Raw genomic sequence first — 22,880 nt, forward strand, 5'->3', positions numbered from 1 at the left:
GATGGGCCTTTCCGGATGCGCTCCGATAACCTCCAGAAACGTCCAGTTCGGGAGGTATGGGGTTGTCGGGGGTTGTCGCGGCGTTCGCCGCCCTGGTGTCGGTCGCCGTGCTCGGCTACGTCATCGGCGCCGTCAAGGTGCTGAGGGCCAGCGACGAGCTGGTGCTGTCGCGCCTCGCGTTCTTCGTGGCCACCCCGGCGCTGATGTTCGCCACCGTCTCGCGCGCCGACCTGGCGGCGCTGCTCTCCCCCGTGCTGCTGACCGAGGTCATCGCGGTGATCTGCACCCAGCTCGTGTTCGTGCTGGTGGCGAAGCTGGCCTGGCGGCGCGGCACCCGGCAGGCCACGATCGGCGCGCTCGCCTCCTCCTACGTCAACGCCGGCAACCTGGGCGTGCCCATCTCGCTGTACGTGCTCGGCGACGCCGCCCTCGTCGCGCCCATCCTGCTCTTCCAGCTCCTGGTGCTGACCCCGGGCGCCTTCCTCATCCTGGACAAGGGCTCCCGCTCGGCGCGGGCGGTGCTGCTGCTGCCGCTGCGCAACCCGCTCACCGTCGCCTCCCTGCTGGGCCTGGCGTTCGCGCTCACCGGGGTCTCGCTGCCGGTCACGGTCATGCGCCCGATCGAGCTGCTCGGCGGCGCGGCCGTGCCTGTCGCGCTGCTGGCCTACGGCCTGAGCCTGTACGGCTCCCGCAGCGCCCCCGCCGCCCCCGAGGAGGCCGGCGTCGGCAAGGACATCGCCCTGGCCGCCGCGCTCAAGGCGTTCGCCCAGCCCGCCGTCGCGTACGTGACCGCCCGCTTCCTGCTCGGCCTCGACGGCACCCCGTTGCTGGCCGCGACCCTGTTCGCCGCCCTGCCCACGGCCCAGAACATCTACGTGTACGCCGTCACCTACGACACCGGCCGGCGCATGGCACGCGGGACGATCCTGCTGACCACCGGCCTGTCCATCCCGATCATGACCGCGATCGGAGCCGTTCTCGGCTGACCCGGAAAATTTCTCCGGCACGGTGTCGATTCCGCGCCCGGGCGTTCGACGCGTTGGCGAGAACATCACGAGCGACGCCCCATGGAGGGACACGCCATGCAGAAGATCACCACGTTCCTGTGGTTCGACGACCAGGCCGAGGAGGCCGCCTCCTTCTACACCTCGCTGTTCGCGGACTCCCGCATCGTCGAGGTCCAGCGCCGCGGCGACGGCGAGCCGGCCATGATGGTCACGTTCGAGCTGACCGGCCAGCGGTTCCTGGCGCTCAACGGCGGTCCCGCGTACCGGTTCACCGAGGCGGTCTCCCTGTACGTCGACTGCGAGACGCAGGAGGAGGTCGACGAGCTGTGGGCCAGGCTGACCGAGGGCGGCGAGGACTCGCAGTGCGGCTGGCTGAAGGACCGCTGGGGCCTGTCGTGGCAGATCATCCCCCGCCGCCTGTCCGAGCTGCTGACCCACCCCGACCCGGCCACCGCCCAGCGGGCCGCGCAGGCGATGATGGGCATGCAGAAGATCGACATCAAGGCGCTGGAGCAGGCCGCCGGGGTCTGACCACGCTCGGCGGGGGCCTGGCCGGCCAGGCCCCCGCCCGCGGGCCCGGAGGCGACCCACTACCGTGATCCCATGGCGTCATGGGCTGAGCGGACGGTGTTCTGGCACGTCTACCCACTCGGGTTCACCGGGGCGCCCAGCGCGGCCGGCGGTCCCGTACGCCATCGGCTGCGCCACCTCGAGGCGTGGCTCGGCCACGCCGCCGAGCTGGGCTGCACCGCCCTCATGCTGGGCCCGGTCTTCGCCGCCGAGACGCACGGCTACGACACCGTCGACCACTACGTCCTCGATCCGCGTCTGGGCGACGACGCCGACTTCGACTCCCTGGTCGCCCGGGCCCGCGAGCACGGCCTGCGGATCGTCCTCGACGGCGTGTTCAACCACGTCGGCCGCTCGTTCGCCGGGGACCACGGGTGGCTCAGGAAGGGACCGGACGGCGCGTACGACACCTTCGAGGGGCATGGTCGCCTGGTCGCGCTCGACCACGGGCAGGAGGCCGTGCGGCGGCACGTCGTCTCGGTCATGGACCACTGGCTGAGCAGGGGCGCGTCCGGCTGGCGGCTCGACGCGGCCTACGCCGTGCCGCCCGAGTTCTGGAGCGCGGTGCTGCCGGAGGTGCGGGCCCGCCACCCCGAGGCGTGGTTCGTCGGCGAGGTCATCCACGGCGACTACGCCGATTACGTCACCCGCTCCGGCCTCGACTCCGTCACCCAGTACGAGCTGTGGAAGGCCATCTGGAGCTCGCTCAACGACCGCAACCTGTACGAGCTGGCGCACGCCCTGGGCCGGCACGACGACCTGCTCGCCACCTTCGCCCCGCTGACCTTCGCCGGCAACCACGACGTCACCCGCCTGGCCACCCGTCTGGACGACCCGCGTCATCTCGGCCACGCCCTGGCGGTGCTGTTCACCGTGGGCGGCGTGCCGAGCGTCTACTACGGCGACGAGCTGGGCCTGCGCGGGGTCAAGGAGGAACGCGAGGGCGGCGACGACGCCGTGCGCCCCGCCTTCCCGGCGTCCCCCGCCGAGCTGGACGGCTCGGGGCGGGAGGTTCTCGAGCTGCACCGGCGGCTGATCGCGCTGCGGCGGCGGCACCCGTGGCTGGCCAGGGCGCGCACGCGGGTCACCCACCTCGACAACCGCACCGCCGCCCTGCACACCAGCGCCGGCGGGCCGGCCCTGCACACCCTCCTCAATCTGGACGACAACCCGTACCGTTTCCCGCTGCCGGACGACGGCCCCTGGGCCGCGGGCGACGACGGCGATCCGGCCCTGGTGCCCGCCCACGGCTGGCGGGTCCTCACCACTCCCCCGGGCGCGGGAGAGCCTTGATGGCGCGGCGTGCGTCCATGGCCCGGTAGCCCTCGGCGGCCTGCTCCAGCGGCAGGGTGAGGTCGAAGACCCTGCCGGGGTCGATCTTCCACTTCCGGATCAGGTCGATCAGCTCGGGCAGGCCGGCGCACCGGGGCCGGGCCGCCGAGCAGGCTGACCTGGGCGGAGAAGAGCTCGTCGCCGCTGAGCGCGACGGTTGACGCCCACGAAACCGACGTGGCCGCCGGCGCGCGGCGCGGACGGCCTGCCGCATCGACTCCCACTCCACGGGCCTGCCCGCCGACGGTCTCACCCTCGTGGCGTACGGCACCACACCGCCCGCTTCCGGCCGGCCGTCCGCGGGCAGGGCTCGGCCTTGTCGAAGGACCTCCCTGCTTCCGGGGGAGTAGCACCGAATGACTCCGCCCGTACGACGACGCGGCCTGGTCGCGGCGGCGATAGTCGATGTCCCCTGACCACTTCAGAAGGGCATCTGACATGTCGTCTCTCATCCGTCACATCACCCCGGTCTCCCCCGACCGCGCCGACGGCGTGCTGGCCGAGGTGTACGCGCAGGTCGACGCCGAGTTCAGCAGCATCGGACCGGCGGTGATGATGATGTCCCCGGCGCCGCAGCTGATGGCGGCGGGCTGGTCGCTGATGCGCGAGGCCCAGCTGGCCGGGGACGTGCCGCCGGTGGACCGGACGGTGGTGGCCCTGGGGGCGGCGCGGGCCAACGGGCTGGCGTACGACGTCGAGGCGTACCTGTCGGTGCTGCGGCTGCTGGGCGAGGCGGAGCTCGCCGACGCGGTCGCGCGCTGGGAACGCCCGGCCGACGACCGGCTGGCGGCGCTGCTGAGCTGGGCGTCCTCGACCGGCGTGGCGGGCGGGGAGCCTGAGCCGTTCCCGGGCGGGCCGGTCGCCGAGCACGTCGGCACGCTGCTGTTCACGCACTTCGTGGACCGGGTGGCCGCCGCCATGCTGCCCCCGGGGCTGACGCCGGGCACCATGGACCCGGGTGACGAGCCCGCGTTCGAGGGCGCCCCGGTGCTGCACGGCCTGCGCCAAGCGCTGCCGCCCGGCACCACGCTCCCGCTGCTGGCGGGTCTGCCCGCCGGGAAGGAGCCGGCGTGGGCCGCCGGGCTGCCGATCGGCACCGCGTACGCCGCCCTGACGGCCACCGCCGCCCAGGGCGCCGGCCTCCTCTCCCCCGCGGCGTCCGAGACCGCCGAACGTGTGCTCGCCGACCACCGCGGCCGCCGCCTGACCGCGGACGCCTCCCCGGACGACACGCCGCCGGGCGGCCCGCTGGACGACGCGCTGCAGGGCTTGCCGGTGGCGGAACGGGCGGGGGCGCGCCTCGCGATCCTGGCCGGGCTGGCCCCGGAGACCATCACGGACGCGGAGGTCGCCGCCTGGCGGGCCACCGACCGCCGCCTCAGCGACCACTGCACGGTCCACCTGCTCGCGTACGGCGCCATGACGGCGGTCACCCACATCGAGTCCGACCTCACCCTCTGACCCACGGCGGATGCGGTGCGCCTCGCGCTTCGGTCGGCTGGGATGCTCCGGGTGAGCCGGGTGGCCGGTGGCCCTCGGGAGGGATGCTCCGGGGAGCGGTCTGGTCCGTTGCCCCAGCCGCGTCCAACGCAGTACGCAGAGACCGCAGCCCCACGCCCCTGCTGAAGGACCTCAGCCGAACGACGCAGAGCACCGCAGCCCCACACCCCTCCCTGAAGGACCTCAGCCGAACGACGCAGAGCACCGCAGCCCCGTACCCCTCCCGAAGGACCTCAGCCGAGGGACGGCCGGCTGGTGGAAATCATCGCCTTGGACCCGGATCGCCCCGGTGTGCGCGGTTAAGCTGATCGCTTAACTCATATATCGCGCAAAGGGAGACGAAGTGGCGCCTCTGCCGAAGGGCTCGGCCCTTGTCGTGGAGTCGATCGCGGACCAGCTCTACCGGATCCTCTGCCACCGGATCACCGGCGGGACCTACGTCCCCGGCTCCCGGCTCGACCCGCAGGCGATCGCGACGGAGTTCGGCGTCTCCCGCACCCCCGTCCGCGAGGCGCTCGCCCGCCTCGAACACGACCAGCTCATCGTCACCCGCCCCCGCTCGGGCACCTTCGTCGCCCGGCCGGGCGTCACCGACGCCCGCGAGGTCTGCCAGCTGCGCAAGGGCATCGAGTGGGTCGCCACCGGGATCGCGGCGAAGACGATGCCCCAGGATCGGATCGCCGACCTGCGCGACGAGGCCGTCGAGGCGCTGCGGCGCGCCGAACGCGGCGACTACGAGCCGTTCTTCGCCAGCGACAGCCGCCTGCACAACGAGATCGTCGCCGCCACCGGCAACGCCCGCCTGGTCAAAGCACGTTCATCCGCCGAGCCGTTCGTCCAGTGGCTGCGAGCGCTCGGCGCGACCGGGCGGCGCCGCGTCGCCGGCTCCACCCGGCGTCACCTGGAGATCCTCGACGCCATGGCCGCCCGGGACGTCGAGGCCGCCCAGCGCGCCGCCGCCGCGCACCTGGACGAGGTGGAGGAGCAGATGATCGCCGACCTGGGCTGAGCTCACAGCCCGTCCAGGAACTCGCGGACGGCACGGGCGAACCCGGCGGGATCGTCGTCGTGCACCCAGTGGCCGCAACCGGGGAACTCGCGCAGCACGGCGCCCGGCCGGCGTGCGGCCATCCGCCTGGCCAGCACGGTGGGCAGCACGAAACTGTCCAGGCCGTGGACGAGCAGCGCCGGGCAGGCGGAGCCGAGCCAGTCGGCCCACCAGTCGCCGACGAGCGCCCGCTGCGAGGCCATCATGTCGTCGAGGTCGAACAGCAGCCCCCATCCGTCGGGGCGCTCGACGGCGCTGTCCAGGAAGTAGCCGGCGTCGGGGATCCCGCGCGCCTCGATGGCCCGGCGCAGCGCGTCCAGCGTGGGGGCGCGGCGCGGCCAGTCGCTCACGTCCAGCACGGGGTCCGGCACGTCCGGCGGCCGGTTGACCGCCCCGCCCTCCTCCACGACCAGCGCCCTGACCAGCTCCGGGTGCCGGGCGGCCAGCCGGAACGCGACCACCCCGCCCATGGAGTGCCCGAGCACCACCACGGGCCCGGCCCCGAGATCACGCAGGAACGCGGCGGCGTCGGCCACGTACGCGTCCGGGCCGAAGTCGCCGTCGCGGCCCGAGTGCCCGTGCCCGCGCTGCTCCAGCGCGATCACCCGGTAACGCGGGCCCAGCGCGCCGGCCAGGTGCGCGAACATGCGCGCCCGCCCGAAGTGCCCGTGCAGCGCCAGCACGACCACGTCACCGGCGCCCGCGTCCAGCCAGGCCAGGCGCAGCCCGCGGACGGTCGCGTACCTCTCCGTCATGAACGTCATCGGACGGTCGCTCCTTTCGCCAGCCGCGAGCATAACGACCGTCATGTGAATGGCGCAAACAGTCGTCATGCGAATAGGCTGACCGCCCCGCAGTCCGACAGGGAAGGTGACGACGTGGCCAGGCCCCGCGATCCGCAGCGCCGCACCGAGCTGCTCGACGCGATCCTCGCCTACCTCACCGAGCACGGCATCGCCGGCCTGTCCCTGCGTCCCCTCGCCAAGGCTCTGGGCCACAGCACGTACGTGCTCACCCACCACTTCGCCGGCAAGGACGAGCTCATCAGCGCCGTCCTCGCCCATCTCGACCGGCGGCAGCAGGAACGCCTGGCCGCCCTGCCCCGGCCGGGCGAGACCGGCGGCGGCCTCGGCGACGTCGTCCGCGCCTCCTGGGCCTGGCACATCACCGAGGACCTGCCCATGGTGCGGCTGCTGCACGAGATCGAGGGCCTGTCCGCCGCCGGCCGCCTCACCGGGCCGTACGTGCCCAGGATGCTGGGCGAGCGCGCCGACTACGTGGCCGAGGTGCTGCGCGCCCACGGCGTGCCCGGCGACGTGGCGCTGCGCAACGCCACCCTGCTCAACGCCGCCTACACCGGCCTCCAGATCGACTACCTCACCACGGGTGACAAGGAACGCGTCGAGGCCGCCCTCGGCGCACTGGCCGACACCGCCGACTCCTGGACCCGCTGACCCCGGCCTCAGCCGTTCGCCGCGCGCCCGTGGAGCGCCGTGATGGCCAGGCCGTACCCGGCGATGCCCAGGCCCACGATGATCCCGGTCGCCACGGGCGAGATGTACGAATGGTGACGGAACGGCTCGCGCCGGTGGACGTTCGAGATGTGCACCTCGATGACCGGCAGCTCGACGGACTCGATCGCGTCGTGCAGCGCGACCGAGGTGTGGGTGAACGCGCCCGCGTTGAGCACCGCGCCGATCGACTCCCCCGCCTTGACCCGCGGCCCCTCCTCCTGGATCCAGTCGATCAGCTGCCCCTCGTGGTTGGACTGCCGGAACTCCACGTCCAGCCCCAGCTTCTCGGCCGTGCCGCGGCACAGGCGTTCGACGTCGGCCAGGGTGGCCGAGCCGTAGATCTCCGGCTTGCGCGTGCCGAGCAGGTTGAGGTTGGGGCCGTTGAGGACAAGCACCGAAGGCATGGAGTCTCGCTTCACGATCGTGCGGGCGCGCCGCCGGCGCGCTGACCTTGATGGAACCGCTTGCACCCTAACGACCCGCCGATCCCCCCGCCACCGCACGGACCCTCTTGTCGACGTATGCCACGATCCAGCTATCATCGCTATATGGCGATGAATCATGATCCGATGCTCGCGTCGAGTCCGGGGCGGCGTGCCGTGCTGCGGCACCGCATCCGGCTGCTGGTCGCCGCCACCATCGTGTACAACGTGATCGAGGCGGTGGTGGCCATCACCGCCGGCACCATCGCCTCCTCCGCCGCGCTGATCGGCTTCGGCCTCGACTCGGTCGTCGAGGTGGCCTCGGCCGCCGCGGTCGCCTGGCAGTTCTCCGCGACCGACCACGAACGCCGCGAGAGGACCGCGCTGCGGATCATCGCGGTGTCCTTCTTCGCCCTGGCCGCCTACGTCGCCTTCGACGCCGTCCGGGCGCTGCTCGGCGCCGGCGAGGCCGAACCCTCCACCCCCGGCCTCATCCTGGCCGCGCTGTCCCTGGCGGTCATGCCGTTCCTGTCGTACGCGCAACGCCGCGCCGGCCGCGAGCTCGGCTCGGCCAGCGCGGTGGCCGACTCCAAGCAGACCCTGCTGTGCACGTACCTGTCGGCGGTGCTGCTCGCCGGGCTGGCCCTGAACAGCGTGTTCGGCTGGGCCTGGGCCGACCCGCTCGCGGCCCTGGTGATCGCCGGCGTCGCGGTCAGGGAAGGCCGCGAAGCCTGGCGCGGCGACACCTGCTGCGCCGTCCCGACCACCTCCGCGCCGCCCTGCGATTGTTGCTCGTCCGCTCAGGAGGACCCGCGATGAGCGGGTCGTCAGTCTCCGGCGTGCCGCTGGAGCATCGCCTGGGTCAGGACGTCCCCGCCGATGCCCCAGCCGCCGTCGGCGACCTCCTCGACCAGGACCATGGTGTTGGCCCGGGCGCGCTCGCCGTAGATCTCGACGTACAACTCGGTGGCACGGGTGACGATCGTCTGCTTCCGCTTGTCGTCGAGGGTTCCGGCCGGGACCTTGAAGTTGGCGAACGGCATGGTGGCTCTCTTTCGATAGGCGCTCACGGGAAAACCGCCTGCGCTGTGCAGGCCGTCCAGCCAGAGTGGCCCGATGGGCCCGTCGCAGCCAGGGCGGCGCCCACCCAGGGGTTACGATCCCACGGCTACCGCCTTTACGGCGTAGATCTGCTCACGCGCGGTGATCATGAACCATCGGCATGTGATATGATCATGTGGTCATGACCCTTCATGACGATGCTCAGCCTCGCCTGGTGCTCACCGGCGACCCCGGCAATCCCGCCGTGCAGTTCGTCGCGGCGATGAACTCCGGCGATCCCGACGCGTTGGACCACGTCTACGAGGACGGCGCCGTCCTCGTGCCGGTGCCGGGCCACCCCGTCAGCGGTCCCGGCCTGGCCGCCGCCAACCGTCACCTGCAGGGCTTCGGCCTGCCGATCGAGGCCCGCCCGCGGCACGCGTACGTGGCCGGGGACATCGCCCTGCTCATCGTCGACTGGTCGATGCGCGGCACCGCGCGCGACGGCAGCGCGGTCGACCTGGGCGGCACCGCCACCGACGTCGTCCGCCGCGGCCCGGACGGCCGATGGCGCTACGTCATCGACAACCCGCACGGCACCGCGTGACCACCTGTCACGATCGTGAGTCCGCCAGGAGCCGGGACCGATCCACCTTGCCGGTCTGGTTCCTGGGCAGGGACGGCACGAACACCACGTCGCGCGGCACCTTGAACCCGGCCAGTTCCTCCTTGACGGCCTGCTTCAGCTCGTCCGCCGACAGCGTGACCCCTTGCCCGGCCACCACGTACGCGGCCAGTCGCTGCCCGAACTCCTCGTCCGGCACGCCGAGCACCGCCACGTCGGCGACGCCGGGGCGGCGGGCGAGCAGGTTCTCGACCTCCTGCGGGAACACGTTCTCGCCCCCGGAGACGATCATGTCGTCGTCGCGGCCGTCGATGAACAGCAGGCCGTGCTCGTCCCGGTGGCCGAGGTCGCCGGTGGCCAGCAGGCCGTCCTCCCCGCGCGGGGCCGTCCCGAACGTCAGGCCGCCGCCGACCAGAACCCGTCCCACCTCGCCGGCCGGCTGCTCGCGCCCCTCAGGCCCTTCGACGCGCACGGTCGCTCCGCGCGGCGGGCGGCCCACCGTCTCAGGGGCGGCCCGCAGGTCGGCGGGCGTGGCCAGGGCCGCCCAGCCGGCCTCGGTGGAGCCGTACAGGTTGTAGAGGACGTCGCCGTAGGCGTCCATGAACGCGGTGGCGAGGTCCGGCCGCAGCGCCGAGCCGCCGCAGAGCACCACGCGCAGGTGCGGCAGCCGCCGGGGCGGGAGGGCGAGCAGCCGCTGCAGCATCACCGGCACGGCGACCATGCTGCCCGCGCCGGTGCGTTCGAGCGCGTCGAGCACGCCCTGCGGGTCGAAGCGGCGTATGAGCACGACCGGGCAGCCGAGCACGAGCGCGACCGCGTACCACAGGATGCCGAGCCCGTGGAACAGCGGCGGCGCGACGAGCATCGGCTCCCCGCCGCGCACGGGCACGGTGGCCAGCATCGACACGAACGGCTCCGCCACCGCCCCCAGCGAGAGCCTGCGCGGGGCGCCCTTGGGCACGCCGGTCGTGCCGGAGGTGAGCAGCACCAGCCGCCCCGGCCGGCGGGGCCTCGGCGCGGGCGGCCCGCCCTCGCTCACCAGGTCGTCGAGGTCGCTGACGCGCGGTCCGCCGAACTGGACCCGCGCGAGGCCCGGGTCCGCGATGAGCACGTGGACGCCCTCGCGGCGCAGGATGTCCCGCAGCTGCGGCCCGGCCAGCCCGGTGTTGAGCAGCAGCAGGTCGGCGCCGAGTCGGGACACGGCCGCGGCGGCCGTGACGAAGCCGCGGTGGTTGGGCCACATGACCGCCACCGTTGTGCCCGGCCCCGCTCCGTAGCGGGAGCGCAGCCCGGCGGCCAGCGCCGCGGCGCGGGCGTCCAGCTCGGCGAACGTCAGCGTCCCGTCCTCGTCCAGCACGGCGGGCCGCTCCGGCCAGCGGGCAGCGGCCGCCGCCACACCCGCCGCGAGCGACACGTCGAAGGTCCGGTACGCCTCCACCACGCGGGCCAGCACGCCGGGCGGCAGCGGGCGCAGCAGCCCGTTGCGGGTGAGCGTGACAGCGGCCTCCATCCCGAAGCCGCCCAGCTCCATCAGCTTTCCGATCATGGGCTCATCAGGCCTTTCTTCCCCGAGACGAGGTACGCCTGCCCGCCCGCACGCCTCCGGAACCCGTCGCTCAGCGACGGCGGCGCGTCACTGCTGACCCGGCCGGCGCGCCGGGACGGGCGCGGGACCGTCCGTGCCGTCGGCGAAACGCCCGAGGACCCGGAAGGTCCATGGTGGCGGGCGTTCCCAGGTGCGGTGGAGCTGGGCGCTGACCTGGACACCTTCTGGGAGCGGGGCGCCGCGGACGGCCTGCGCGGCCGCCTGGCTCGGCCGCGGCGGCTGGGCCGCGCTCCGGCAACGCTCGGCCCGCCACCGCGGGCCCCACCCGAACCGGCCGAGGGGATCTCGCGGTCCGGCGGTGAGCTGCCTAGGCTGAGCGCATGGACATCGCCACGGCCGTCAAGCTCTGGGACGCGGACCCGGGCTGGCTGAACACCCCTTCCTACGGCATCCCCCCGCGCCGCGCGTTCGACGAGTTGCAGACCGCCCTGACCCAGTGGCGGCACGGAAGCAGCGACTGGAAACCGTGGGACGCCTCCGTCGGGCGCTCCCGTTCCGCGTTCGCCCGCCTGGTCGGGGCCTCCCCCGCCGACGTGATGATCAGCTCGTCGGTCTCCCAGATCATGTCCGTCGTGGCCACCGCCCTGCCGGCGGGCGCCGAGGTCGTGGCGCCGGAGGAGGAGTTCACCAGCAACCTGTTCCCGTGGATGGTCAGCGCCCGGGTCCGGACGGTGCCGGCCGACCGCCTCGCCGACGCGATCACCCGTGACACCGCCGCCGTCGCGTTCAGCCTGGTGCAGTCCGCCACCGGGTACGTCGCCCCGCTCGCCGACATCGTCGCCGCCGCCCGCGCCCACGACGCGCTGGTGATCGCCGACGGCTCGCAGGCGTGCGGCTGGCTGCCCGTGGACGTGGCGGGCGTGGACGCGCTGGCCTGCGCCGCGTACAAGTGGCTGATGGCGCCGCGCGGCGCGGCGTTCGGCTACCTGTCGCCGGGCCTGCGCGAGCGGATGCGCCCGCTGGCCGCCAACTGGTACGGCGGCGCCGACGAGGGCGGCTCCTACTACGGCCCGCCGCTGCGCCTCGCCGACGACGCGCGCGCGTTCGACCTGTCGCCCGCCTGGTTCTCGTACGTCGGCGCGGCCCCCGCCCTCGAACTGCTCAACGAGATCGGCGTGGAACGGATCCACGAGCACGACGTGACTCTCGCCAACCGCTTCAGGACGGGCCTCGGCCTGGAACCCTCGGACACCGCCATCGTCTCGGTCGACGCCCCTGGCGAACGCCTGGAGGCGGCCGGGATCAGGGCGGCCGTGCGGGCGGGCAAGGTCCGAGCCGGCTTCCACGTCTACACGACGACCGACGACGTGGACCGTGCCCTCAATGCCCTGACGTGAGCGTCAGGCGCTGCTGCCGGCGCCCCGGAGGTAGGCCACGGTCATCTCACCGACCATGCGGCGCAACCGTTCACGATGCTCGGGGGCGGTCATGTCGCGTCCGAACAGCGCCCCGAACGTGTGCTGGTTGGACACCCGGAAGAAGCAGAACGCGCTGATCATCATGTGCACGTCGATGGCGTCGGCCTCGGTGACGAAGTCGCCGGAGGCCCGCCCCGCCTCCAGGATGCGCGAGATGAGGTCGAGCACCGGCGCCCCGAGGTTGGCCAGCACCTCGGACGTGCGGATGTGCTCGCCCTGGTGGATGTTCTCGATGGCGACGAGCTTGATGAAGTCGCGGTGGGCGTCGTGGTGGTCGAACGTCAGCTCGGCCAGCGTGCGGATCGCCTCGACCGGCGCCAGGTGCTCGACGTCGACCGTGCGCTCGACGGCGCGCACCTCGGAGTACGCCTTCTCCAGCACCGCGACGTAGAGGCGCTCCTTGCTGCCGAAGTAGTAGTAGATCATGCGCTTGGTCGTGCGCATGAGCTCGGCGATCTCGTCGACCCGCGCCCCGGCGTAGCCGTGGCGGGCGAACTCGCTCTGCGCGACCGCGAGGATCTCCGCGCGGGTGCGCTCGGCGTCACGCCGGCGCGGCCTGTCGGCCGGCTGGGTGGCAGGCTGGGTGGCCGGCTGCGAGGTCATTCGCCCATAGTAATGACCGCTCGCGACACCGTACGGCGACCGGTCCCTTGACAGCCGCCGCGCGGCCCTGCAGCATTGCCGCGACATTAATTAACTATCTAGTACGTAAAACGCGGGTAATCGGCGCGTCGGGGGCCGCCGGACCGCGCTCACCGAGGAGAGCAACCGTGACCGACAGCTCACCGGACACCCCCCTGAGCCGGGGCACCCCCCGCAAGGCCGCCGTCGCCGCCTGGATCGGCAGCGCTCTCGAGTACTACGACTTCTTCATCTACGGCAGTGCCGCCGCGCTGATCTTCAGCAGGGTCTTCTTCGACGACTCCGACCCGGCCACCGCCACCCTGCAGTCGCTGGCCAGCTTCGGCGTCGCCTACGCCGCCCGGCCCGTCGGCGCGTTCATCCTGGGTCACGTGGGCGACCGGTTCGGCCGCAAGAAGATCATGGTGTTCACGCTGGTGCTGATGGGCGTCTCCACGTTCCTCATCGGCTGCCTGCCCACCCGCGACCAGATCGGCAACCTCGCGCCGGCGCTGCTGGTGCTGCTGCGCATCCTGCAGGGTCTGTCGGCGGCGGGCGAGCAGGCCAGCGCCAACTCGATGACCCTGGAGCACTCCCCGAGCGACCGACGCGGCTACTTCACCAGCTTCACGCTGAACGGCACGCAGTTCGGCCAGATCCTGGCCACGTTCGTGTTCATCCCGGTGGCGGCGCTGCCGGAGGAGCAACTGCTCAGCTGGGGCTGGCGGGTGCCGTTCTGGCTGAGTGTGGCCGTCGCGGTGGTCGGCTGGATCATCCGCAGGCGGCTGGAGGAGACCCCGGCCTTCGAGGCGGAGCTCGCCCAGGGCACCGTGCCGCGGATGCCGCTGGCGGTGCTGTTCCGCGACCACTGGCGCAGTGTGGTGCGCGTGGTGTGCGCGGCGCTCATCGCCACCGTCAGCACGATCTTCACCGTGTGGGCGCTCAACTACGCGACCAGCGACGAGATCGGCCTCGACAACGCCACGATGCTCTGGGTGAGCATCGCCGCGAACGCCGTCGCGCTGGTCGCGATCCCGCTGTGGGCCCGGCTGTCGGACCGGATCGGCCGCAAGCCCGTCTTCCTCGTCGGCGCGATCGGCAGCCCGATCATGATCTTCGCGTACCTGGCGGCGATCAACTCGCGCAACTACGCGCTGGTCTTCGTGGTCGGCATCCTGACGCTCGGCGTCGTCTACAGCGCCTCCAACGGCATCTGGCCGGCGCTGTACGGCGAGATGTTCAGCACGAAGGTGCGCCTGTCGGGCATGGCGATCGGCACCCAGATCGGCTTCGCGGTGGCCGGGTTCGCGGTGGCCTCGGCCGCGGGCATCGTCTCGCCGGAGGGCTGGCTGGGCCTGCGGGGCTGGGTCGGCGTGGGCGTCTTCACCGCCGTGCTCTGCGCGATCAGCGCCGTCGCGGTGGCCACGGCGCGGGAGACGTACCGTGTGCCGACCGAGGAGCTCGGCCTGCCCGCGCCACGCGAGCAGGCCCCGGCCCGAGGCTAGGCCGGGTAGGCGTGGGTCTCGGTGGCCTTCACCGCGGCCCACACCTGCCGGCCGGGGCTCAGGTCGAGGTCGGCGAGTGCGGCGGGCGTGATGTCGACGAACGCGGCGATGGGCCCGCCGAGGTGGACGCGGACGTTGTCGCCGTGGCGTTCGACGCCCTCGACGGCGGCCTGCCACAGGTTGCGCGGGCTGCCGTCGGGCCGGGTGCGGTAGAGCGCGACGGCGGCCGGCGAGAACGCCACGAACGCCGGCCCGTCGACCTGCTCGATCGTGCTGAAGAGCAGCTCGCCCACCTTGACGCGGGCCCCGTCGCCGCTCCCCCGGTACAGGTTGAGCCCGACCAGCCGCGCCACGTAGTCCGTACGGGGGCGCCTGGCCACCTCGGCGGGCCCGCCCTGCTGGACGACGGCGCCGTCCTCCACCACCACCAGCCGGTCGGCGAGCACCATGGCGTCGAGCGGGTCGTGCGTCACGAGCACGGTGGCACCGTCGAACCCGGTCAGGTGGCGGCGCAGCTGGGAGCGGATCTCCAGCCGGGTGTGCGCGTCGAGCGCGGCGAGCGGCTCGTCGAGCAGCAGCAGCCGCGGCCGTACGGCCAGCGCCCGGGCGAGCGCGACCCGCTGCGCCTGGCCGCCGGACAGCCGGCGCGGTTTGGCGCCGGCGTGGGCGGCGAGGCCGACGCGTTCGAGCAGGTCGGCCGCGACGCGGCGGGCCTCGGCCTTGGAGGCGCCGCGGCAGCGCGGCCCGAAGGCGACGTTGTCGAGCGCGGACAGGTGGGGGAAGAGCAGGTAGTCCTGGAACACCATGCCGATGGGCCGCCGGTCGGGGGGTTCGGTGTGCAGGGGGCGGCCGTCGAGGGTGATGTGCCCCTCCGCGGCCAGGCCGGTGAGTCCCGCGAGGGCGCGCAGGGCGGTGGTCTTGCCCGCGCCGTTGGGGCCGAGCAGCGCGACGACCTCACCGGGGGCGGCGTCGAAGGAGACGTCGAGCCGGAACGCGGGCCGGGTGACGACGAGCCGGGCGCTCAGGCCGGGCGCGGTCATGCGGCGTTCACCCACCGGTCGCGCAGGCTCGCCAGGATGACCACGGAGACGGCGAGCAGGACGAGACTGAGCACGATGGCGGCCTCCGGCTCGGTCTCCAGGGCGAGGTAGACGGCCAGCGGCATGGTGCGGGTGGTGCCGGGGAAGTTCCCGGCGAACGTGATCGTGGCCCCGAACTCGCCGAGCGCCCGCGCCCAGCACAGCACCGCCCCGGCCACGATGCCGGGGGCGACGAGCGGCAGGGTGACGCGGCGGAAGACCGTCCAGCGGGAGGCGCCCAGGGTGGCCGCGGCCTCCTCGTAGCGCTGGTCGGCCGCGCGCAGCGCGCCCTCCACACTGATGACGAGGAACGGCATCGCGACGAACGCCTCCGCGATGACCACGCCGGCGGTGGTGAACGGCAGCGTGACGCCGAACGCCGACTCCAGCCACTGGCCGACGAGCCCGCGCCGGCCGAGGACGAGCAGCAGCGCCACGCCGCCCACGACCGGGGGCAGCACGAGCGGCACGGTGACGAGCGCCCGCACCACCCGCTTGCCGGGCAGGTCGACCCGGGCGAGCAGCCAGGCGAGCGGCACGCCGAGCAGCAGGCACACGGCGGTCGCGATGGTGGCCGTCACCAGCGACAGACGCAGCGCCTCCAGGATCTGCGGCTCGCTCAGCCGCTGGAGCAGCGTCGGCCAGGGGGCCCGGATCAGCAGCCCGGCCAGCGGCAGCACGAGGAAGGCCAGCCCGAGGAGCGCGGGCACCACGAGCACCCACGGCAACCGCCCGGCGACGACACGCCCGCCGCCGCGGGACGTCGTCGTCATGGGGCCTCGAATCCGGCCTCGGCCAGCACGTCCTTGCCCTGCGGCGAGCGCACGAGCTGGACGAACTGCTTGGCGAGGTCACCCGCGGGTGCGTCGTCGAGCACCGCGATCGGGTAGTCGTTGACCGCCCGGTCGGCCTCGGGGAACGGGATGCCGCGCACCTCGCCGGCCGCCGCCAGCACGTCGGTGCGGTAGACGAGCGCCGCGTCGACCTCGCCGAGGCGGACCTTGGTGAGCGTGGCCTTGACGTCCTGCTCCAGCGTCACGGGCGTGACCCGTATGCCGGCGGCCTTGAGCGCCTGGGCGGCGGCGACCCCGCACGGCACCTGCTCGGCGCAGAGCGCGACCTTCACCCCCGGGTCGGCCAGATCGGCCGGCGTCCGGACCTTGGCCGGGTTGCCGGCGGGGACGGCGATCTCCAGCTTGTTGCGCGCGAACGTGACCGGCGCACCGGCCAGAGAGGCGTCGGTGACGGTCCGCATCGTGGCGGGGCTGGCCGCGGCGAACACGTCGGCCGGAGCACCCTGCACGATCTGCTGGGCGAGGGTCGCGCTCGACCCGAAGTTGAACGTCACCGCCGTGCCGGGGTGCGCGGCCTCGAACTCCGCACCGAGCCGGGTGAAGCTCTCGGTCAGCGACGCCGCCGCGAACACCGTCACCTTCCCGCCGCCGGACGCCTCCGCCCCGCACCCCGCGAGGGCGAGCGCCGCCGCGAGGGCCGTCAGCAGGACGCGTCTCACGAGGCGTTCCCCGCGCGCTCGCGGCCGGGGACCTCGACCACGACATTGGTGGACTTGATCACGGCCTCGGCCATGACGCCCGGCGCCAGCCCCAGCTCGTCGGCGGCCTGCCGGCTCATCAGCGACACCACGCGGTACGGCCCCGCCGCGATCTCCACCTGCGCCATCACCGCGTCCTTCAGCACGTCGGTGACGATGCCGCGCAGCCGGTTGCGGGCCGAGGACCGCCCGCTCTCCGGCGACTCCACCTGGGATCGGGCGAACGCGGCCAGGTCGGCGCCCCGCACCCGCCGATGGCCGTGCTCGTCACGCTCGGCCGCGAGCCGCCCGGAGTCGACCCACCGGCGCACGGTGTCGGCGCTGACCCCGAGCAGCGCCGCGGCCTCGCTGATCCTGAACGTCGTCACAGTCCACACCATACTCTCGCACAATCCACCCCAGAAGGGTCCAGGCCTCAGTATTCGCACCCCTATTCCGCCCACAGGCCTGGCACATACGCGCTCACACGCCGGGCGGCCCTCCGGTAGACTCGCGGGTGCGCAGCCGGGCGCATCCAGTCCGCGGGGCAGGGACGATCCCACCGGCAGCACCGCACACCTGGTCGACGGACCTCGGCCCGCAGACGCGGACACGGGCAGACGGAGGTTCGCCGTGCCTGACCTTCCCCAGCGCCCTTCCCTGCAGCACCTGCGCAAGCAGGCCAAGGCGCTCGCCCGCGCCCGTGGCGTGCAGCTGAGCCGGGCGCAGTTCGACCTCGCCCGCGACCACGGCTTCCCCAGCTGGCCGAAGCTGGTGGCGTACGTACGCGCGACGGGGCTGGAGGGAGTCGAACGGGCGCTCGCCCTGGCCGACGCCGACGCGCTCGCGGCGCTGCTGGCCGCCGAGCCCGAGGCGGCGACGGCGCCGGTCGGCGGGCTGCCGCCGCTGCTCGCGCTGCTACGGCACGGCACCGGCCCCGCCGAGCGCATCCGCGCGTGCGTACGCGTGCTGCTCGACGCCGGAGCCGACCCCGCCTGCCACACCGTCGAGTGGAACGGTGAGGGCAGGCGGAGCGCGCTGTTCGACGCCGTGGCGCGCGGCGACCTGGCTCTCGTCCGCCTGCTGCTCGACCGCGGCGCGCCGCCGGACGAGGACGCCTTCTACCGCGCCTGCGAGCACTCCGGCGGCGCGTTCCTCGACCTGCTCCACCGGCCGGGCTTCGAACGCCTGATCGTCCGCAAGCTGGACTTCGAGGACACGGCGGGCCTGCGCTGGTTCCTCGGCCACGGGGCCGACGTGAACGCGTGCCGCGCGCTGCACCACGCGATCGCCCGGGGTCGCGGCACGCCCGTGCTGACGATGCTGCTGGACGCCGGCGCCGACGTGAACCTGCCGTGGGACCGCTGGGACGTCGGCCGCCGCCCGCTCGCGCTGGCCGCCCGGTGCGGACACCTGGCGGCGTACGAGCTGCTGGCCGAGCGCGGCGCGCGGGCGGACCTCGACGCGGTGGACGCGGCGGTGCTGGCGGTGGCGCGCGGCGAGTCCGCGCGCCTGCCGGCCGCTCCCCCGCCGGTCCTCGGTGTGCCGGGCGGCGGCTCCGGCTGGCTGCTCGGGCAGTTCGCGCAGCTGGGCCGCACGGAGGTGGTGCGGGCGCTGCTGGACGCCGGCATGGCGGTGGACACCCGGGGCTGGAGCAACTTCACCCCCCTGGACCAGGCCGCCATGCACGGCCGGGCGCCGACCGTGCGGTTGCTCATCGAACGCGGGGCGGACCTCGACGACCGCGCCTTCGACGAGGAGGGCCCGACCCCGCTCGACTGCGCCCTGTGGGGCCTGCGCCACAACCGCGCCGCCGACGGCGACTACCTCGGCACGGTGGCCGCCCTCGTGGCCGCCGGCGCCCCCACCCGCCTGACCCCGCCGACCGGTGACGCCGCGATCGACGCCCTCCTGACAGGAGGAGGGACGGCGGGTCGCTCATGAGGTGGAAATCCGATTGCTGGGTTCTGTGCGGTCCTGAATAGTCGCGAGGATGGAACGAGAGTCGATCAGTCACATCGCTCACGGCGACCACCCCATCGCCGCTCCCCTCAGTGAGACCGCCGTGGAACGCCTGCTCGCCCGGGCGAAGCCGCCGCGCGGGGCGCGCATCCTCGACCTCGGCTGCGGCGAGGGCGCCTGGCTGACCAGGGCGCTGGCCCGTTATCCCGACGCGACGGCCGACGGGGTGGACGTCTCGGAGATGGCGCTCGCCGCGGCCGCCCGCGAAGCGGACCGCCGCGGCGTCTCCGACCGGCTCCGGCTGCACCGCACGCCCGCCGCCGACTTCGCCGCCGGGCAGTCGTACGACCTGGTGCTGTGCGTGGGGGCGACGCACGCGTTCGGCGGGCTGGCGCCGGCGCTCGCGGCCGTCCGCGGCCACCTCAGCCCGCGCGGCCTCGCCCTGGTCGGCGAGGGCTTCTGGGAACGCCCGCCCACGCCGGAGGCCCTTCGCCTGCTGGACGCCAAGCCGGAGGACTTCACCGACCTCGCCGGCACGGTGGAGTCCATGGAGCAGGCCGGTTTCGCCGCCGTCCACGGCCACACCAGCACCCCCGGCGAGTGGGACGCGTACGAGTGGTCGTGGACCGGCACCCTCACCTCCTGGGCGCTTGACCACCCTGGACCGGACGGCGACGCCGCCCTGGCCGCCGCCCGCGGCCACCGCGACATGTGGCTGCGCGGCTACCGGGGTGTGCTCGGGTTCGTCACCCTGCTGCTGCGCCGGGTGTGACGTCCTCCTCGGCCGGGTCGACGGCGAAGTTGTCGCGGAAGACCTTGGCGGGGTCGTAGCGGCGCTTGAGTGCGCGCAGCCGCCGCAGGGTGTCGCCGGGATAGGCCTCGTGCACGCGTTCCGGGCGCCGGTCGGTCTCGAAGTTGATGTACTGGCCGGAGAAGTGCGGCAGCAGGGCGTCCCAGGCGGGATCCAGGTCCCTGCGGCTGAGGCCGAACGCGACGAGCTGGAAGTTGGCCGAGCGGCCCGCGTAGGCGGTCGCGTCAGGGGCGACGTCCGACGCGGCGCCGCCCACCGACCGGATGTGGAAGAAGTACGTCAGCCCGCTGCGGACCAGCCGCGCCGCCGCCGCGGACAGCTCGGGTGTGAGGTGGTCGGCGAGCGCGGCGCGGGTCACCGGCTCCCCCTGGGCGTCGTGCGTGCCCGGCGGGACGTGCATGACCGCCGCGTACGGCAGCACCTGGATCGAGTAGTCGAGCAGGGGCGCGGTCGCGGCGAGGGGCTGCAACCGGCTGACGATCGTGTCGGCGTCGTCGGAGTCGACGACCGCCATCATCTGGGCGATGAGCGGCCGGCCCGGGCGGGGCCGGCCGAGGATGACCGCGCTGGTCACGTCGCGCGGCGCGGCCTCCATGGCGGCTCCCCAGCGTTCCAGGAAGCCCGCCGTGTCGGTGGCGTCCAGGACGAACTGGGCGAATCCCACGTCACCCACCTCGTCGACCTCGAACTCGAACGACGTGACGATGCCGAAGTTGGCCCCCGCGCCGCGTACGCCCCAGAACAGCTCGGGGTTCTCCTGCTCGTCGGCGCGCACCTGGGAGCCGTCGGCGAGCACCATCTCGACCGCGCGCAGGTGGTCGATGGTGAGGCCGTGCTCGCGGACGAGCCAGCCGATGCCGCCCGCGGTGGCCAGGCCGCCGACGCCGACGCCGCCGTAGTCGCCGGAGCTGAGCGCCCACCCGTGCGGGGCGAGCGCGGCGGCGACGTCGCTCCAGCGCGCGCCCGGCTCGATGCGCACGCGGCGGGTCTCCTTGTCGAGGACCTCGATGGCGTTGAGGCGGGAGACGTCGATGACGATGCCGCCGTTGTTGGTGGAACGGCCGCTGATGCCGTGGCCGGCGCTGCGGATCGACAGCTTCACCGGCTGCGTGCGGGCGAAGCGGATGGCGTCGCCGACCTCGGCCGGCGTGCCGGGCCGCAGGACCAGGCCGGGCGAGCCGCCGCGCAGGTAGGTGGAGCGCACGCGCGCGTACGCGGCGTCCCCGGGCTCGACGGCCGTGGCGGCCAGGGAGGCGGGGACGGCGTCGTAGTCGATGTCCTCGCGGCGCTTGCTCCGTACGAACGCGCTGCGCGCCGGCGCGGACTCCGCGACGCCGCGGGCCCGGCGTTCGCGGTCGACGGCCGTGCGCAGGACCGGTGCGACCTCGGCGGCGAAGCGCCGCACGGTCTCGGGGTCACCGGCCGCGAGGACGAACGTGGCGAAACCGGCGTCGAGGACGAGCGGGAGAAGGTCGGCGACCCACTTCTCGGGCGGGCCGGTCAGGAAGCCGCCGCGGTCCGCTGTGAAGCGGCCGGCGATCCGGGCCAGGCGGCGGATCTCGCGGGGGTCGCGTCCCGCCTCGGCCGCCGCCGCGTCGATCACGCGCTGCGCCGCCACCAGCTCCCCGAACCACACGCCATCCGGCACAGACCCGTCCGGCGCCGGGCCGGCCGCGGTGCCGTCCTCCGCGTGGCCGCCGGGGTGGGCCGGTGGGGCTCCGAGGGCGAGCGGGGCCGCCCAGCCGTCGGCCTGCCGGCCGGTCAGGCGCAGGAGGGCGGGGTCGGCGCCGTCGATCCACAGCGGGACGGTCCGGGACGGAGCCGGCCCGCGATCCGCGCCCGCCACCCGGTGGTGCTTCCCCTCGACGTACAGCGGCGACCGTTCGGAGGCCGACCAGATCCCCCGGATGACGTCGATCGCCTCCCCCACGGCGTCGGCGTCCGGCGTGTGCGCGGGGGCGAGGGCCAGGTCGACCCGGCCGGCCGCGAGGAGGTCGAGACTGGCCGCGGCGCGCGCCACGACGGCGGGGTTGCCGTCCCGCGCGGGGGCGGCGAGCAGCCGGACGCGGCTCGTCCGGCCGGCGGCCCAGCTCGCGAGCGTCCAGGGGTCGGCCTGCGCGGGCCCGCCGGAGAACGTGACGAGGTCGTAGCCGAGCTCCTCACTCAGCTCGGCCAGGTCGACGAGGTCCTCCAGCGCCTTGGCGCCGACGTGCTCGCCGGGGGTGAGCAGGACTCCGAAGCGTAGGGGGTGACCGTAGTCCATGATCAACGCACCGTCCCGCGCGCGGCGCGCTCCTTGGCCACCAGGTCGCGGACGAGCGGGGCGACCTCGCCGCCGAAGGTCCGGATCATGGCCGGGTCGTCGCCCATCAGGATGTACGACGAGAAGCCGTACTCGAGGGTCAGCACCGCGAGCTGCTCGGCCCACTGCTCCGGCGGCCCGGTCAGCAGCCCGTCTCCGGCGGCCCCGAAGCGCCCGGACACGTTGAGCAGGCGGCGGACCGCCGCGGGCTCCCGCCCGGCCCCGTCCGCGGCCTCGTCGATGATCGCGTTGGCCGCGGTGATCGCGTCGAGGCTCTCCATGTACGACAGCGACGGCAGCCACCCGTCGGCCTTGGCCCCGGTGAGCCGGAGCATCTTCGGCTTGTACGCCCCCAGCCAGATGCCGATGTCATGGGCGGGCGCCGGACCGCGTTTGGCCCCGGCGACCTGGTAGTACGTGCCGTCCACCCGGAAGCGCGACGTGTCGGACGGGTCCCACACGCCACGGATGATGTCGATCGCCTCGCTCAGCGCGTCCACGGCCTGGCCGGGGGTCAGCCGCCGGCCGCCCATGGCCTCGATGGCGTCCCAGAACCCGCCGGCCCCGAGGCCCAGCTCGAACCGGCCCCCGCTGAGCAGGTCGAGGCTGGCCGCGGCGCGGGCGAGCACGGCCGGCGGGCGGAGCGGCAGGTTGATGACATTGCCCGACAGGCGGATGCGCTCCGTCCGCGCGGCGACGTACGACAGCAGCGTCCAGGTGTCGAGGAAGGCCGCCTGGTAGGGGTGGTCCTGGAAGGTCACGAGGTCCAGCCCCGCGGCCTCCGACTCCTGCGCCAGGGCGACGACCTCGTGCGGCGTGGCGTTCGCCGGGGTGATGAACGACCCGAACAGCAGGTCGTGGCCGTAGTCAGGCATGCGCGCTCCTCCTCTGCCCCCACAAGGCAGATATGTTGTCCCGAAGAATATCCAATGCCAGACGATCGGCAGAACAGCAGGTTCTGTCCGGTTATTCCGGCCCGGTCATTC

22 protein-coding genes and 2 pseudogenes are annotated in these 22,880 nt (G+C 73.7%); 12 read left to right on the forward strand and 12 right to left on the reverse strand.

The window, feature by feature from the left end; translation table 11 throughout:
- Window positions 1-62 precede the first annotated feature (62 nt).
- From ACIBP6_RS12985 to ACIBP6_RS12995, 3 genes are all read left to right on the forward strand, one after another.
- Entirely contained in the window at window positions 63-986 is a 924-nt protein-coding gene (locus tag ACIBP6_RS12985; protein ID WP_397051718.1) for an AEC family transporter, read from the forward strand.
- A gap of 96 nt (window positions 987-1,082) precedes the next feature.
- Window positions 1,083-1,538 (forward strand): VOC family protein, encoded by a 456-nt coding sequence (locus ACIBP6_RS12990; RefSeq protein ID WP_397051720.1) that lies wholly within the window; start codon window positions 1,083-1,085, stop codon window positions 1,536-1,538.
- 72 nt (window positions 1,539-1,610) lie between these two features.
- Complete coding sequence (locus ACIBP6_RS12995; RefSeq protein WP_397051722.1) at window positions 1,611-2,870, forward strand: alpha-amylase family glycosyl hydrolase; 1,260 nt, start codon at window positions 1,611-1,613, stop codon at window positions 2,868-2,870.
- Here the strand turns inward: ACIBP6_RS12995 and ACIBP6_RS13000 are convergent.
- Window positions 2,839-3,129: pseudogene (locus ACIBP6_RS13000) on the reverse strand (IMP dehydrogenase); the annotation flags it as partial. The gene ACIBP6_RS12995 and the pseudogene ACIBP6_RS13000 overlap by 32 nt on opposite strands.
- A gap of 218 nt (window positions 3,130-3,347) precedes the next feature.
- Between ACIBP6_RS13000 and ACIBP6_RS13005 the strand changes: the two are divergent.
- Window positions 3,348-4,370 (forward strand): hypothetical protein, encoded by a 1,023-nt coding sequence (locus ACIBP6_RS13005; protein WP_397051724.1) that lies wholly within the window; start codon window positions 3,348-3,350, stop codon window positions 4,368-4,370.
- A gap of 382 nt (window positions 4,371-4,752) precedes the next feature.
- On the forward strand, window positions 4,753-5,418 hold the full coding sequence (locus ACIBP6_RS13010) for a GntR family transcriptional regulator (protein ID WP_397051726.1): 666 nt from the start codon (window positions 4,753-4,755) through the stop codon (window positions 5,416-5,418).
- Window positions 5,419-5,420: 2 nt separating this feature from the next.
- Here ACIBP6_RS13010 and ACIBP6_RS13015 read toward each other — a convergent pair whose 3' ends face one another.
- Window positions 5,421-6,221 (reverse strand): alpha/beta fold hydrolase, encoded by an 801-nt coding sequence (locus ACIBP6_RS13015; protein WP_397051728.1) that lies wholly within the window; start codon window positions 6,219-6,221, stop codon window positions 5,421-5,423.
- A gap of 114 nt (window positions 6,222-6,335) precedes the next feature.
- On the opposite strand from ACIBP6_RS13015, the gene ACIBP6_RS13020 reads away from it, so the two are divergent.
- Window positions 6,336-6,911 (forward strand): TetR/AcrR family transcriptional regulator, encoded by a 576-nt coding sequence (locus tag ACIBP6_RS13020; protein ID WP_397051730.1) that lies wholly within the window; start codon window positions 6,336-6,338, stop codon window positions 6,909-6,911.
- A gap of 8 nt (window positions 6,912-6,919) precedes the next feature.
- Here the strand turns inward: ACIBP6_RS13020 and aroQ are convergent, their stop codons facing one another.
- Window positions 6,920-7,375 carry a type II 3-dehydroquinate dehydratase gene (gene aroQ / locus ACIBP6_RS13025; protein ID WP_397051732.1) on the reverse strand — a complete coding sequence of 152 codons (456 nt, stop codon included), beginning with the start codon at window positions 7,373-7,375 and terminating at the stop codon, window positions 6,920-6,922.
- A gap of 144 nt (window positions 7,376-7,519) precedes the next feature.
- On the opposite strand from aroQ, the gene ACIBP6_RS13030 reads away from it, so the two are divergent.
- Window positions 7,520-8,212 carry a cation diffusion facilitator family transporter gene (locus tag ACIBP6_RS13030; protein WP_397051734.1) on the forward strand — a complete coding sequence of 231 codons (693 nt, stop codon included), beginning with the start codon at window positions 7,520-7,522 and terminating at the stop codon, window positions 8,210-8,212.
- Window positions 8,213-8,220: 8 nt separating this feature from the next.
- On the opposite strand, the gene ACIBP6_RS13035 is transcribed toward ACIBP6_RS13030, so the two are convergent.
- Window positions 8,221-8,436 carry a tautomerase family protein gene (locus ACIBP6_RS13035; protein ID WP_397051736.1) on the reverse strand — a complete coding sequence of 72 codons (216 nt, stop codon included), beginning with the start codon at window positions 8,434-8,436 and terminating at the stop codon, window positions 8,221-8,223.
- Window positions 8,437-8,636: 200 nt separating this feature from the next.
- Between ACIBP6_RS13035 and ACIBP6_RS13040 the strand changes: the two genes are divergently transcribed.
- Window positions 8,637-9,041, forward strand: coding sequence for a YybH family protein (locus ACIBP6_RS13040; RefSeq protein ID WP_397051738.1), 405 nt, complete (start codon window positions 8,637-8,639; stop codon window positions 9,039-9,041).
- Between the two features lie 7 nt (window positions 9,042-9,048).
- Here the strand turns inward: ACIBP6_RS13040 and ACIBP6_RS13045 are convergent, their stop codons facing one another.
- Complete coding sequence (locus ACIBP6_RS13045; RefSeq protein WP_397051740.1) at window positions 9,049-10,605, reverse strand: AMP-binding protein; 1,557 nt, start codon at window positions 10,603-10,605, stop codon at window positions 9,049-9,051.
- A gap of 380 nt (window positions 10,606-10,985) precedes the next feature.
- Between ACIBP6_RS13045 and ACIBP6_RS13050 the strand changes: the two genes are divergently transcribed.
- Window positions 10,986-12,002 (forward strand): aminotransferase class V-fold PLP-dependent enzyme, encoded by a 1,017-nt coding sequence (locus ACIBP6_RS13050; RefSeq protein ID WP_397051742.1) that lies wholly within the window; start codon window positions 10,986-10,988, stop codon window positions 12,000-12,002.
- Window positions 12,003-12,005: 3 nt separating this feature from the next.
- On the opposite strand, the gene ACIBP6_RS13055 is transcribed toward ACIBP6_RS13050, so the two are convergent.
- The gene (locus ACIBP6_RS13055) at window positions 12,006-12,686 is read right to left on the reverse strand and encodes a TetR family transcriptional regulator (RefSeq protein WP_397051744.1); all 681 of its coding nucleotides are present in this window, start codon (window positions 12,684-12,686) and stop codon (window positions 12,006-12,008) included.
- A gap of 167 nt (window positions 12,687-12,853) precedes the next feature.
- Between ACIBP6_RS13055 and ACIBP6_RS13060 the strand changes: the two genes are divergently transcribed.
- Window positions 12,854-14,209, forward strand: coding sequence for an MFS transporter (locus tag ACIBP6_RS13060; RefSeq protein ID WP_397051746.1), 1,356 nt, complete (start codon window positions 12,854-12,856; stop codon window positions 14,207-14,209).
- Here the strand turns inward: ACIBP6_RS13060 and ACIBP6_RS13065 are convergent.
- From ACIBP6_RS13065 to ACIBP6_RS13080, 4 genes are read right to left on the reverse strand one after another with little or no spacing between them, the layout of a single operon-like run.
- Window positions 14,206-15,249 (reverse strand): ABC transporter ATP-binding protein, encoded by a 1,044-nt coding sequence (locus ACIBP6_RS13065; RefSeq protein WP_397051748.1) that lies wholly within the window; start codon window positions 15,247-15,249, stop codon window positions 14,206-14,208. The two genes, ACIBP6_RS13060 and ACIBP6_RS13065, sit on opposite strands and share 4 nt — an antisense overlap.
- Entirely contained in the window at window positions 15,246-16,061 is an 816-nt protein-coding gene (locus ACIBP6_RS13070) for an ABC transporter permease (protein WP_397051750.1), read from the reverse strand. The genes ACIBP6_RS13065 and ACIBP6_RS13070 overlap by 4 nt, the downstream gene beginning before the upstream one ends.
- A complete protein-coding gene (gene modA, locus ACIBP6_RS13075) occupies window positions 16,058-16,801 on the reverse strand; it encodes a molybdate ABC transporter substrate-binding protein (protein WP_397051752.1) in 744 nt (247 codons plus the stop codon). Before modA ends, ACIBP6_RS13070 begins: the two co-directional genes overlap by 4 nt.
- Window positions 16,798-17,208 carry a molybdopterin-binding protein gene (locus ACIBP6_RS13080; RefSeq protein ID WP_397051754.1) on the reverse strand — a complete coding sequence of 137 codons (411 nt, stop codon included), beginning with the start codon at window positions 17,206-17,208 and terminating at the stop codon, window positions 16,798-16,800. The genes modA and ACIBP6_RS13080 overlap by 4 nt, the downstream gene beginning before the upstream one ends.
- 244 nt (window positions 17,209-17,452) lie before the next feature.
- Between ACIBP6_RS13080 and ACIBP6_RS13085 the strand changes: the two genes are divergently transcribed.
- Window positions 17,453-18,763: an ankyrin repeat domain-containing protein gene (locus tag ACIBP6_RS13085; RefSeq protein WP_397051756.1), complete on the forward strand. Its 1,311-nt coding sequence runs from the start codon at window positions 17,453-17,455 to the stop codon at window positions 18,761-18,763.
- Window positions 18,764-18,812: 49 nt separating this feature from the next.
- On the forward strand, window positions 18,813-19,553 hold the full coding sequence (locus tag ACIBP6_RS13090) for an SAM-dependent methyltransferase (protein WP_397051757.1): 741 nt from the start codon (window positions 18,813-18,815) through the stop codon (window positions 19,551-19,553).
- Here ACIBP6_RS13090 and ACIBP6_RS13095 read toward each other — a convergent pair.
- Together ACIBP6_RS13095 and ACIBP6_RS13100 are read right to left on the reverse strand one after the other, a co-directional pair.
- Entirely contained in the window at window positions 19,528-21,855 is a 2,328-nt protein-coding gene (locus tag ACIBP6_RS13095) for an LLM class flavin-dependent oxidoreductase (RefSeq protein ID WP_397051759.1), read from the reverse strand. The two genes, ACIBP6_RS13090 and ACIBP6_RS13095, sit on opposite strands and share 26 nt — an antisense overlap.
- 11 nt (window positions 21,856-21,866) lie before the next feature.
- Window positions 21,867-22,769, reverse strand: a pseudogene (locus ACIBP6_RS13100) (LLM class flavin-dependent oxidoreductase); the annotation flags it as partial.
- Between the last annotated feature and the right edge of the window lie 111 nt (window positions 22,770-22,880).

It is taken from the genome of Nonomuraea terrae (assembly GCF_044465245.1).
GTDB lineage: Bacteria > Actinomycetota > Actinomycetes > Streptosporangiales > Streptosporangiaceae > Nonomuraea > Nonomuraea terrae.

Excerpts from the sequence above, each read along its gene's own strand:
- ACIBP6_RS13065 (WP_397051748.1), bottom strand. The coding sequence starts at position 15,249 with ATGACCGCGCCCGGCCTGAGCGCCCGGCTCGTCGTCACCCGGCCCGCG.
- ACIBP6_RS13045 (WP_397051740.1), bottom strand. The coding sequence starts at position 10,605 with ATGATCGGAAAGCTGATGGAGCTGGGCGGCTTCGGGATGGAGGCCGCT.
- aroQ (WP_397051732.1), bottom strand. The coding sequence starts at position 7,375 with ATGCCTTCGGTGCTTGTCCTCAACGGCCCCAACCTCAACCTGCTCGGC.
- ACIBP6_RS13005 (WP_397051724.1), top strand. The coding sequence starts at position 3,348 with ATGTCGTCTCTCATCCGTCACATCACCCCGGTCTCCCCCGACCGCGCC.
- ACIBP6_RS13090 (WP_397051757.1), top strand. The coding sequence starts at position 18,813 with ATGGAACGAGAGTCGATCAGTCACATCGCTCACGGCGACCACCCCATC.
- ACIBP6_RS13055 (WP_397051744.1), bottom strand. The coding sequence starts at position 12,686 with ATGACCTCGCAGCCGGCCACCCAGCCTGCCACCCAGCCGGCCGACAGG.
- ACIBP6_RS13070 (WP_397051750.1), bottom strand. The coding sequence starts at position 16,061 with ATGACGACGACGTCCCGCGGCGGCGGGCGTGTCGTCGCCGGGCGGTTG.
- ACIBP6_RS12995 (WP_397051722.1), top strand. The coding sequence starts at position 1,611 with ATGGCGTCATGGGCTGAGCGGACGGTGTTCTGGCACGTCTACCCACTC.
- ACIBP6_RS13040 (WP_397051738.1), top strand. The coding sequence starts at position 8,637 with ATGACCCTTCATGACGATGCTCAGCCTCGCCTGGTGCTCACCGGCGAC.
- ACIBP6_RS13035 (WP_397051736.1), bottom strand. The coding sequence starts at position 8,436 with ATGCCGTTCGCCAACTTCAAGGTCCCGGCCGGAACCCTCGACGACAAG.
- ACIBP6_RS13030 (WP_397051734.1), top strand. The coding sequence starts at position 7,520 with ATGGCGATGAATCATGATCCGATGCTCGCGTCGAGTCCGGGGCGGCGT.
- ACIBP6_RS13015 (WP_397051728.1), bottom strand. The coding sequence starts at position 6,221 with ATGACGTTCATGACGGAGAGGTACGCGACCGTCCGCGGGCTGCGCCTG.
- ACIBP6_RS13095 (WP_397051759.1), bottom strand. The coding sequence starts at position 21,855 with ATGGACTACGGTCACCCCCTACGCTTCGGAGTCCTGCTCACCCCCGGC.
- ACIBP6_RS12990 (WP_397051720.1), top strand. The coding sequence starts at position 1,083 with ATGCAGAAGATCACCACGTTCCTGTGGTTCGACGACCAGGCCGAGGAG.
- ACIBP6_RS13050 (WP_397051742.1), top strand. The coding sequence starts at position 10,986 with ATGGACATCGCCACGGCCGTCAAGCTCTGGGACGCGGACCCGGGCTGG.